The sequence below is a fragment of the Streptomyces sp. MB09-02B genome (assembly GCF_033794485.1).
Lineage (GTDB): Bacteria > Actinomycetota > Actinomycetes > Streptomycetales > Streptomycetaceae > Streptomyces.
This window is the reverse complement of the sequence record NZ_JARGEE010000054.1, coordinates 20,697-31,105: the sequence shown is the minus strand read 5'-3', so window position 1 is coordinate 31,105 and position 10,409 is coordinate 20,697. Positions and strand designations below refer to the sequence as shown.

The following is a 10,409-nucleotide window of genomic DNA, read 5'->3' as shown; positions in this document are numbered from 1 at the left end:
CCACCGACCCGACGCTCGCCCCGCCCGGCCACCACCTGCACTACATCCTCGCGCCCTGCCCCAACACCGACATCGGACCCGATGCCGCCGCATGGCGCGACCTGGCGCCCCGCTACCGCGACAGCATCCTGCGGGAACTGGAACGACGCGGGTTCGACGGCCTCGCCGACGCCGTCGAGGAGCAGGCCCTCGTCACACCGGCCGACTGGCACGCCCAGGGGCACGCGGCCGGCACCCCCTTCTCGGCCGCCCACACCTTCGCGCAGACCGGCCCGTTCCGGCCGCGCAACCTCGTACGCGGCACCGCCAACGCCGTACTCGCCGGGTGTGGCACCACCCCCGGCGTCGGCGTGCCGACCGTCCTGCTGTCCGGCAAGCTCGCCGCCGCCCGGATCACCGGCCGGCACGCGACCCCCGTCCCCACGCGCCGGCGCACCGCGTCGGCCGCACCGGAAGGAACCCCCTCATGACCGCCCGCGAACTCGACGCGGCGGGCATCACCGAGCCGGTGCTGCGCGACGCCTACACGCGCTGCCGCCGCCTCAACGCCCGGCACGGCAGGACCTACTTCCTCGCCACCCGGCTGCTGCCCGTGGCACGCCGCCCCGCCGTGCACGCCCTCTACGGCTTCGCCCGCTGGGCCGACGACATCGTCGACTCCCTGGACCCGGGTGTGCCGCCGCACCACCGCGCGGCGGAACTCGCGCTCCTGCACGAGCGCCTGGAGCGCGGCCTGCGTGACGCCCACGCACGGTCCGACCGCGACGGCGACGGCATGGGCGACGGCGTCGGTCGCGGTGCCGGCGGCGGTGCCGGCGACGGCGACCGCGTCGAGCCGGTCGTCCTCGCGCTCGCCGACGCGGCCCGCCGGTACGCCATCGACCACCGGCACTTCAGCGACTTCATGGCCTCCATGCGCAGCGACCTCGAGGTCACCGCCTACCCGACCTACGACGACCTGCGCGCCTACACGCACGGCTCCGCCGACGTGATCGGGCTGCAGATGCTGCCGATCCTCGGAACGGTGGTCCCGCGCGAGGAGGCCGCCCCGCACGCCGCCGCCCTCGGGCGGGCCTTCCAACTGACCAACTTCCTGCGCGACGTCGGCGAGGACCTGGACCGGGGCCGCCTCTACCTGCCCGCCGACCTGCTGGGCGCACACGGAGTGGACCGGGAACTGCTGTCGTGGAGCCGCCGCACCGGCCGGCGCGACCGCCGTATCACCGAGGCACTGCGCGCCTTCGAGGACCTCACCCGTGGCGTCTACCGCGAGGCCGCCCCGGGTCTCGTCATGCTCGACCCCGTCTCCCGCCCCTGCATCCGTACCGCGTTCGTGCTGTACGGGGGCATCCTGGACGCCGTCGCCCGCGACGGGTACGCGGTGCTGCACCGCCGGGCCGTGGTCCCACGTCGACGGCGCGCCACGGTGGCCGTCGACGGACTCGTACGCCTGACGGCGGCGCGGGCGGCGGCGGCACGTGCGGCGGGCGCCGGGGCGCGGTGGTCGGGACCGCCGGAGCCGGACGCCGAGCCTGCCGCCGGACACGGGCCGGCCGCCGTCACCGCCCCGCCCCACCCGCTCCACCCGCTCCACGAGGAGGTCGCGTGAGCCCCCGACGCTCCGACCGCGGCCGCGGCCGCCGACGGTACCCCCTGTCCCTGCACCGCGACCCGGTGCCCTGGGAGCGACAGCGGCCCACCTGGCGCGAGGCCCGCCCGGCCGTGATCGCCGACGCCCTCAAACGCGCGCAGGCCCGCCCGTCGGGCAACTGGTTCGTCGTCGGCGCGACCCGGGACATCCGGGACGACCGTCCGCTCGCCCGGACGATCGCGGGCCGGGAGGTCGTCGTCTGGCGTGCCGCGGACGGCCGTCTGGTCGCCGGGCCCGGCGTCTGCCCCCATCTGGGCGCGCCGCTGAAGGACAGCCCGGTGCGCTGCGGCACCCTCCGCTGCCACTGGCACGGACTCGCCCTGTCCGGCGGCCCGTTCGCGGGCTGGGAGCCGCTGCCCGCGTACGACGACGGTGTGCTGGTGTGGGTGCGGCTGGACGACGTGGGCGGCGAGCCGCCGCTCGCGGCACCCGTGCTGCCGGTACGGCCGGCCCGTGCGGCCTCGCTGTCGGCGGTCTACGTCGGCGTCGGTGTCTGCGAGCCGGAGGACGTGGTCGCCAACCGGCTGGATCCGTGGCACGGCGCCTGGTTCCACCCGTACTCCTTCGTCGACCTGACCGTCGTCGGCGCGCCCGCCGGGCAGGAGGACGGGTTCACGGTCGACGTGTCGTTCAGGCTCACCGGGCGACTCGTCGTGCCGGTGCGGGCGGTGTTCACCGCGCCCGAGCCGCGCACGGTCGTCATGCGCGTCACCGAGGGCGAGGGAGAGGGCTCGGTGGTGGAGACCCACGCGACACCGCTGGCTCCCGACGACCGGGGCAGGCCCCGGACGGCCGTGGTGGAGGCCGTCGTGGCCGCCTCGGACCGGCCCGGCTTCGCCCTGGCCCGCAGGGCGGCGCCGCTGCTGCGACCTCTCGTGCGGGCTGCCGCGGGCCGCCTGTGGCGCGACGACCTCGCCTACGCGGAGCGACGCTGGCACCTGCGCTCCACGGGCCGCTTTCCCGGCTGAACCGGCCGGACGACCGCTGGCGGCGCGGAAACCCCCGTACGCGCATCCGCTCGGCCATGTCCGCCGGAAGACAAGCCGTGTGGGCCTCCCCGGCTCACGCGGCCGTTGGCCCACCCAGGGGGGCGCAAGGAGGCGGGAACATGTCGGAGCGGCTCACGCCCGGTCCGGTGGCGCCCGTTCCGAGCCGCCCGAAGGCCGCGCTCGTGCCGGAGCCGGGCGCGGAACCGCCCCGGCACGGGGTGACGACCGGCTTCCTCGCGCGCAGGCTGGGCGTGTCACCGACGACGCTGCGCTCCTGGGACCGCCGCTACGGCCTGGGGCCCGCCGTACGGGCCGAGGGCCGCCAGCGCCGTTGGTCGCCCGACGACGTGGCGATGCTGCAGGAGATGTGCCGGCTGACGGCCGCGGGAGTGCCCCCGGCGGAGGCCGCCCGCGCCGCCATCGAGCGGGCCCGGGGGCGGGCCGCCGCCGAGGTGACCGCCGTGCCCCCGGGCGCGCGTGCCGGTGACGTCGACAACCACGAACCGGCCGGGCCGCCAACCCTCGCCCCGCCACCCGAACCGGCCGACTCGCCGGTACTCGCTACGCCGCCCGAACGCGCGGCCCCGACCGTGCGCGCACGGCGCGGTCATCTCCCGGCCTCCGCCCTGCCCCTGGGCGACGTACGCCAGGAATGCCGTGGTCTGGCCCGTGCCGCCGTCCGGCTGGACGCGGCGGCCGTCCAGGAACAACTCGAGGCCGTGGTGCGCGCCCACGGCCTCGTCTTCGCGTGGGAAGAGGTGATGGCACCCACCCTGCGGCGGTCGGCCGCAAGTGGGAGTCCTCCGGCGACCGGTACGTGGAGGTCGAGCACCTGCTGTCCTGGCACATCTCCACCACGCTGCGGCACGTGTACCTGTCGGCGCCGGGACCCGCCGGGGAGGCCGCGCCCGTCCTGCTGGCCTGTCTGCCCGACGAGCACCACACGCTGCCGCTGGAGGCCCTCGCCGCCGCCCTGGCGGAGCGGCGCGTACCGGTGCTGATGCTCGGTGGAGCGGTGCCGGCACAGGCGCTGGACGGCGCCGTACGGCGCGTCGCCCCGGCCGCGGTCGCGCTGTGGGCGCAGTCGCGGCCCACCGCCGCCCTGCCGCTGGCGCAGCGCGTCGCCGCGACCCGCTGGGGGATCCGGGGTGCGCGCAGGCAGAGTCCCGTCCTGCTGTGCGGCCCCGGGTGGGGCCGCCGTACCCCGGAGGGACTGCTGCGGCCGTCCGGACTGCACGACGCGGTGACCACGCTCGTGCCGCTCTCCGCCTCGACGCGGCCGTGAGGGCCGATGCGGCCGTGCGCGTCGCGCGCAGTCGTGAGTGTGGGGCGCGGCCGTGAGCGTCGGCGTGGTGGGGCCGCGCGTCAGTCGCCGGTCCCGTCGCGTCGGCAGTACAGGAAGAGATGGGGCTCGGGCCCGCCGTCCGGATGGTCCGGTGTGAAGACGGCGCTGTGGCGGGACAGGACCGTCAGCCCCGCCGACTCCACCATGCCGACGACGCCCTCCTCGGCGAAGCTGGTCGCGCGGACCGGCCGGCCCAGGAAGACCACCTCGACGTCCTCCACGTCAGCGGGCACGGTGGCCAGCACCAGATGCCCACCCGGCCGGAGGGCGCGGGCGAGGCGCCGCGTCAGCGCCGACTGCTCGGCACGGGTCATCTGCAGCAGCGAGAAGAACACGCACACGCCGTCGAACGTGTCCGCATCCAGGGGGAGTTCGCGGATGTCGCCGCAGCGGAAATCGGCCCCGGGGACCTGGCGGGCGGCGATGTCGACCATGACGGGCGAGACGTCGACGCCCAGCACGGAGTGGCCCGCCTCGACCAGCGCGGCCGCCGTGGGCCGCCCGGTGCCGCTGCCCACGTCCAGCGTCCGCGCGGCCGGCGGCAGCCGTTCGACCAGCCACTGAAGGGCGGACAGATGGGCCGGAGCATGGGCGAACGCCTTCTCGTAGGCGAGGCCCAGCGCGTCGAACACCACGGCGGCGGGCGGCCGTTGGTCCTCGTGTCTCACGTCGACGTCCCTTCGCTCACCGACCCGTATCGTCGCATCCGCCGCGCACAGCCACAACGCCCACCCCATGCGCGTGCGTCACGGCGGACCGGGCGGGGGAGAATGGGGACCGTACCCAACGGTCGACCTTTGCGGAGGAGCGGGGAAATGCAGGACGCGCGAGCGGGGCAGGTGGCCGGGCCCGAGGACCTCATCGACGTGGCCCGTCTGGTCACGGCGTACTACGCCCTGCGTCCGGACCCCGCCGAGCCCGGGCAGCGGGTGGCCTTCGGTACCTCGGGACACCGCGGCTCGTCCCTCGCGGCGGCGTTCAACGAGGACCACATCGCGGCCACCAGCCAGGCCATCTGTGAGTACCGCGCCGCCCAGGGCACCGACGGCCCGCTCTTCCTCGGCGCCGACACCCACGCCCTGTCCGAGCCCGCGCGGATCACGGCCCTGGAGGTGTTCGCCGCCAACGACGTGAGCGTCCTCATCGACCAGGCCGACGGCCACACGCCCACCCCGGCGGTCTCGCACGCCATCCTCACCCACAACCGCGGTCGCACGTCCGGCCTCGCCGACGGCGTGGTGGTCACCCCCTCCCACAACCCGCCCGCCGACGGCGGCTTCAAGTACAACCCGCCGAGCGGCGGACCGGCCGGTTCGGAGGCGACCTCCTGGATCCAGGACCGTGCCAACGACATCATCACGGGCGGCATGAAGGACGTACGGCGCATCCCGTACGCCCGCGCCCTGACGGCCCCCGGCACCGGCCGCCACGACTTCCTCGGCGCCTACGTGGCGGACCTCCCCGAGGTGCTGGACCTGGAGGCGATCCGGTCCGCCGGTGTACGGATCGGCGCCGACCCGCTGGGCGGCGCCTCGGTCGCCTACTGGGGCCGCATCGCCGACCAGCACGGGCTCGACCTCACGGTGGTGAACCCGCTCACCGACCCCACCTGGCGTTTCATGACGCTGGACTGGGACGGCAAGATCCGCATGGACTGCTCCTCGCCGTACGCCATGGCCTCCCTGATCGAGCGGCGCGACCGGTTCGACATCGCCACCGGCAACGACGCCGACGCCGACCGGCACGGGATCGTCACGCCGGACGGGGGCCTGATGAACCCCAACCACTATCTGGCCGTGGCGATCTCGTACCTCTTCTCGCACCGGCAGCAGTGGCCCGCGGGCGCCGGCATCGGCAAGACCCTGGTGTCGTCCAGCATGATCGACCGGGTCGCCGCGGACGTCGGCCGGCAGCTGGTCGAGGTCCCGGTCGGCTTCAAGTGGTTCGTGGACGGACTGTCCGACGGCACGCTCGGCTTCGGCGGCGAGGAGTCGGCGGGCGCGTCCTTCCTGCGCCGCGACGGCTCGGTGTGGACCACCGACAAGGACGGCATCATCCTGGCGCTGCTCGCCTCCGAGATCACGGCGGTCACCGGCAGGACGCCGTCGCAGCACTACACCGACCTGACCGACCGCTTCGGCGCCCCTGCCTACGCCCGCGTCGACGCCCCGGCCTCCCGCGAGGAGAAGGCGCTGCTGGCGAAGCTGTCTCCGCGGCAGGTCACGGCCGACACCCTCGCCGGTGAGCCGGTGACCTCCGTCCTCACCGAAGCCCCGGGCAACGGCGCCGCCCTCGGCGGCATCAAGGTCTCCACCGCCAACGCCTGGTTCGCGGCCCGCCCTTCGGGCACGGAGGACGTCTACAAGATCTACGGGGAGTCCTTCCTCGGCCCGGACCACCTGCGCCGGATCCAGGAGGAGGCCAGGTCCGTGGTACTCGCGGCGCTGAACGGCTGACGCCCGCGCCACCGGCGGTCGCGGGCCTTGTCTCGGCCGATGTGCGAGTCCGATCCGGGCTTCGTCGCCCCCTGCGGCGCATCGGCCCCCGGCAACGCGACCTGTCAGCCCGACGCCTCGCGCAGTGTCCTGTCGATCACGCTCAGCGCGCTGGTGAGCCGGGTGTAGTCGTCGGCGGTCAGGGGGCCGACGAAGTACTCCTCCACGACGGCGGCGTGGACGGCCGCCGCCCGGACGAACGTCGTACGGCCCTCCGCGGTCGGTTCCACCAGGGCCACCCGTCGGTCCTGGGGCGAGGGCACACGGCGCACCAGACCGGCCTCTTCCATGCGGTCGAGCAGTCGGGTCGTTCCACTGCTGGTCAGGGTGAGGTCGTCGGCCAGCTGCCGCTGTGAGACCTCCTCGCCCGGGCGCCGACAGAGCCGGATGAGCACTTCCATCATGGTGTGGCTGATCCCGCACTCCCGTCGCAGGGCGGCGTCGATCCGCTGTTCCATGCGGGTCGCGGACTTGATCAGCAGGCCGAAGTCCCGGACGAGTCCACTGTTGGCGGCGCGGGCGGCGGCTTCGGCGTGGGGCTCGGACATGTCGCTCATCGCCGTGAGTTTACTGCCCAAGCACATGCTGTCGCCTCACTTGCTGCTGTCTCAATTACTGAGCAAGCAATGGCTGACTAGTCAATTAAATTGTACAGTGGCCCCACCCCGGTACGAGAGGGAGAGGGAGAGCAGTGGATCTCAAGCACTGGCTCGGTCGAGCCACCGACGCGATACAGGACTGGGCCGACACCTTCGGCCCCTACCAGCCCCACCCGTCCCTCCACGTGGCCGACGACCGTTTCGTCGACGCCTTCGAGGAGTTCACGGGGAGACTCAAGGACAACTACCCCTTCTTCCACCCGCACTACGCGGGGCAGATGCTCAAGCCCCCGCACCCCGCCGCGGTGGTCGGCTACGTCACCGCCATGTTGATCAACCCCAACAACCACGCCCTGGACGGCGGTCCCGCCACCGCAGCGATGGAACGCGAGGTCGTCGCCAGGCTCGCGGCCATGTTCGGCTTCGACACGCACCTGGGCCACCTCACCACCAGCGGAACGATCGCCAACCTCGAAGCCCTGTTCGTGGCCCGCGAACTCCACCCGGGGCGGGGCATCGCCTACAGTGCCGACGCCCACTACACCCACAGCCGCATGTGCCACGTCCTCGGTATGAAGGGGCACCCCGTGCCCACCGACGCCCGGGGCCGTATGGATCTCGTCGCGCTGGAGGACCTCCTGCGCACCGGGGAGGTCGGCACGGTCGTCCTCACCACCGGCACCACCGGACTGGGCGCCGTCGACCCCGTCCACCTGGCCCTGCCCATCGCCGAACGCCATGGCGTCCGCGTCCACGTCGACGCCGCGTACGGCGGGTTCTTCACCCTCCTCGCCGGTGTCGACGGCCCCGGAGGGCTCCCCGCCGAGCCCTGGCGTGCCATCGCCCGGGCCGACTCGGTCGTCGTCGACCCGCACAAGCACGGACTTCAGCCCTACGGCTGCGGCGCCGTCCTGTTCCGCGACCCCGAGGTCGGCCGCTTCTACCTCCACGACTCGCCGTACACCTACTTCACCTCGGCCGAACTCCACCTCGGCGAGATCAGCCTGGAATGCTCACGCGCCGGCGCCTCCGCCGCCGCCCTGTGGCTCACCTTCCAACTGCTCCCGCCCACGGCCGACGGCCTCGGTCAGGTCCTCGCGGCGGGCCGCCGCGCCGCCCGGAAGTGGGCCCGACTCATCGACGACTCCGCGTACTTGACGCTCCACCAACAGCCCGAACTGGACATCGTCACCTACTTCCCGACCGTCGAACCGGCCACCCTGGCCGCTGTCGACACCGCCTCCGCGCGTGTCCTCGCCGACGGCATGACCGGCCCCGCCCCGATCTTCCTGAGCACGCTCAAGGCCGACCGAAGGGCTTTCGCCGCGCGACACCCCGGGGTCACCGCCGACGCCGACGGGGCACGCGTCCTGCGCAGCGTCCTGATGAAGCCGGAGTCCGAACACCACGTCGAGGAGTTGCACTTCAAGGTCGAGCAGCTCACCAAGGCCCGCTGACAGCCACCGCGGACGTGTCAGCCCGCCGCGGGGTACACCCGGGTCACCTTGCCGTCGGTGTCGGCCTCCAGATAGCCGGACTGGTTGTACTCGTCGCTCAGGTACACGGCCATTCCGGCCGGGGTGTCGAAGACGTCGTTGGGCTGTTTGACCAGCAGATAACGGTTCTTCGGATCGGGCACGTTGAGCTTCTTCCCCGCCTCCTTCAGGAGGGCGGGAACCTTGTCCCAGTCGAAGTCGTCGAGGCTGACCGGCTGTTCGCCACCGGCGAGCGTGCCCTTGATGATGCCCTTCTCCACGCCCCGCCCCGGGCGGTAGGTGTAGGAGTCGTACTTCGTGTCACTGCCCTCGACCATGAGCTGGGCCGACACGTAGTCCGGGTAGACCGAGAAGTCCCCGTACCTGTCACGGCCGGTCTCCTCCTCGAACGCCTTGATCGCCGTGCGGATGCCGTCCGGGGTCAGCATGCCGCCGGACTCCACGTCCTTCGGCTGCCGGGTTTCCTGGTCGGCCTCGGTCGGTGACGCGCCGCCGGTCGGTGAGGCGGACGACTTCGACTTCGACTTCGAATCCGATGTCGGGGCCGAGGTGGAGGTGGTCGGCGCGGCGTTCGCGTTCGTGTCGCGGGCGTCGTCCAGGGGCAGCAGCCACCACAGCAGGACCAGGACACCGGCGAGCGACACTCCCGACACGCCCAGCAGGACGGCGAGACGGGGCCCGCGTCGCCGTACCCCGTTCACGGGCGCGGTCGCCGGCTGGTACGGCCCGGCCCCCGGCAGTGACCGGACCAGCGGCGAGTGGCCCAGCGGTGGCTGAACGGGCGGTGAGTGGAAGGGAGATGGCGCGACGGGAGGCGCCTGGACGGGCGGCGGTCCGAAGCCGGCGGCCGTGACCCGCGTCGTACCGGCAGCGCCCGGGCCGACCCCGGTGGTGGGTGTCGGCGGGCTCAGCGGATACGACGTGGGCTCGTCCCACACGGGCGCGGTCGTCGCCCCCGACTCGACCTCGGCGAGCCGCAGATCCAGTACGGCCGCCGACGGCCGCGCCGCCGGATCCCGTACGAGCACGCTCATCAGGACGTCGCCGAGGGCACCGGCGCGCACCGGGGGCGCCACGTCGTCGTGGAGGACCGCCGCGAGAGTGGCCAGGGTGGAGCCCCGGCGCAGCGGGTGATGGCCCTCCACGGCGGCGTACAGCATCATCGCCAGCGACCACAGGTCGGAGGCGGACCCGCCCTCGTGCCCCGATATGCGTTCCGGAGCCATGAAGTCGGGCGTTCCGATGACCGAGCCGGTGGCGGTGAGGCCGCTCGTCTCGCGGATCGCGGCGATACCGAAGTCGGTCAGGACGGGGCGCCCGTCGGGGCGCAGCAGGACGTTGGCCGGCTTCACGTCCCGGTGCTGGATCCCGGCGTCGTGCGCGGCGGTCAGCGCGCCCAGCACCTGACGACCGATCCGCGCGGCCTCGGCCGGCGGCATCGGCCCCTGGGCCAGCCGGTCGGCCAGCGAGCCGCCGCTGACCAGTTCCATCACGATCCACGGGTACGTGCCGTCGCCGCCGTCGACGATGTGGTGGATGGTGACGACGTTCGGATGGTCGATGCGGGCCAGTGCCCTGGCCTCGCGCAGCACCCGTTCCCGCAGGGTCCGCGCGCCGTCCGGGTCGTACTCGGCGAGGTCCCGGTCGGGCGGGCGGACCTCCTTGACCGCCACGAGCCGGTGCAGCACCAGGTCCCGGGCCCGCCAGACCGTCCCCATCCCGCCCCCGCCGAGGCGGGTCTCCAACTCGAAGCGCCCGTCGACTACTCGTCTGACGGGGCCTCTGTCGTCCTCGTTCATGGGCGGGAGCATAGTTGCCGCGACCGACAGCCCTC

8 protein-coding genes and 1 pseudogene are annotated in these 10,409 nt (G+C 73.6%); 6 read left to right on the top strand and 3 right to left on the bottom strand.

Going from position 1 to position 10,409, the window contains the following annotated elements; all coding sequences use genetic code 11:
• From P1P70_RS10975 to P1P70_RS10960, 4 genes and pseudogenes are all read left to right on the top strand, one after another.
• Nucleotides 1-470, top strand: a 470-nt coding sequence (locus P1P70_RS10975) for an FAD-dependent oxidoreductase (protein ID WP_319236589.1), incomplete at its 5' end; no start/stop codon positions are given.
• Nucleotides 467-1,609: a phytoene/squalene synthase family protein gene (locus tag P1P70_RS10970; protein ID WP_319236587.1), complete on the top strand. Its 1,143-nt coding sequence runs from the start codon at nucleotides 467-469 to the stop codon at nucleotides 1,607-1,609. The genes P1P70_RS10975 and P1P70_RS10970, both read left to right, overlap by 4 nt.
• The gene (locus P1P70_RS10965) at nucleotides 1,606-2,619 is read left to right on the top strand and encodes a DUF5914 domain-containing protein (protein WP_319236585.1); all 1,014 of its coding nucleotides are present in this window, start codon (nucleotides 1,606-1,608) and stop codon (nucleotides 2,617-2,619) included. The genes P1P70_RS10970 and P1P70_RS10965 overlap by 4 nt, the downstream gene beginning before the upstream one ends.
• 203 nt (nucleotides 2,620-2,822) lie before the next feature.
• A pseudogene (locus tag P1P70_RS10960) lies at nucleotides 2,823-3,925 on the top strand (MerR family transcriptional regulator).
• An 80-nt stretch (nucleotides 3,926-4,005) separates the two neighbouring features.
• Here P1P70_RS10960 and P1P70_RS10955 read toward each other — a convergent pair.
• The gene (locus P1P70_RS10955) at nucleotides 4,006-4,653 is read right to left on the bottom strand and encodes a class I SAM-dependent methyltransferase (RefSeq protein WP_319236583.1); all 648 of its coding nucleotides are present in this window, start codon (nucleotides 4,651-4,653) and stop codon (nucleotides 4,006-4,008) included.
• 147 nt (nucleotides 4,654-4,800) lie between these two features.
• Here P1P70_RS10955 and pgm point away from each other — a divergent pair, with 147 nt between their 5' ends.
• On the top strand, nucleotides 4,801-6,441 hold the full coding sequence (pgm, locus tag P1P70_RS10950) for a phosphoglucomutase (alpha-D-glucose-1,6-bisphosphate-dependent) (protein ID WP_319236581.1): 1,641 nt from the start codon (nucleotides 4,801-4,803) through the stop codon (nucleotides 6,439-6,441).
• Nucleotides 6,442-6,545: 104 nt separating this feature from the next.
• Here the strand turns inward: pgm and P1P70_RS10945 are convergent, their stop codons facing one another.
• Complete coding sequence (locus tag P1P70_RS10945; protein ID WP_319236579.1) at nucleotides 6,546-7,037, bottom strand: MarR family winged helix-turn-helix transcriptional regulator; 492 nt, start codon at nucleotides 7,035-7,037, stop codon at nucleotides 6,546-6,548.
• 134 nt (nucleotides 7,038-7,171) lie between these two features.
• Here P1P70_RS10945 and P1P70_RS10940 point away from each other — a divergent pair, with 134 nt between their 5' ends.
• Entirely contained in the window at nucleotides 7,172-8,536 is a 1,365-nt protein-coding gene (locus tag P1P70_RS10940) for a pyridoxal phosphate-dependent decarboxylase family protein (protein ID WP_319236577.1), read from the top strand.
• A gap of 17 nt (nucleotides 8,537-8,553) precedes the next feature.
• Here the strand turns inward: P1P70_RS10940 and P1P70_RS10935 are convergent, their stop codons facing one another.
• Complete coding sequence (locus tag P1P70_RS10935; protein ID WP_319236575.1) at nucleotides 8,554-10,374, bottom strand: serine/threonine-protein kinase; 1,821 nt, start codon at nucleotides 10,372-10,374, stop codon at nucleotides 8,554-8,556.
• Between the last annotated feature and the right edge of the window lie 35 nt (nucleotides 10,375-10,409).

Excerpts from the sequence above, each read along its gene's own strand:
- P1P70_RS10935 (WP_319236575.1), bottom strand. The coding sequence starts at position 10,374 with ATGAACGAGGACGACAGAGGCCCCGTCAGACGAGTAGTCGACGGGCGC.
- P1P70_RS10945 (WP_319236579.1), bottom strand. The coding sequence starts at position 7,037 with ATGAGCGACATGTCCGAGCCCCACGCCGAAGCCGCCGCCCGCGCCGCC.
- P1P70_RS10970 (WP_319236587.1), top strand. The coding sequence starts at position 467 with ATGACCGCCCGCGAACTCGACGCGGCGGGCATCACCGAGCCGGTGCTG.
- pgm (WP_319236581.1), top strand. The coding sequence starts at position 4,801 with ATGCAGGACGCGCGAGCGGGGCAGGTGGCCGGGCCCGAGGACCTCATC.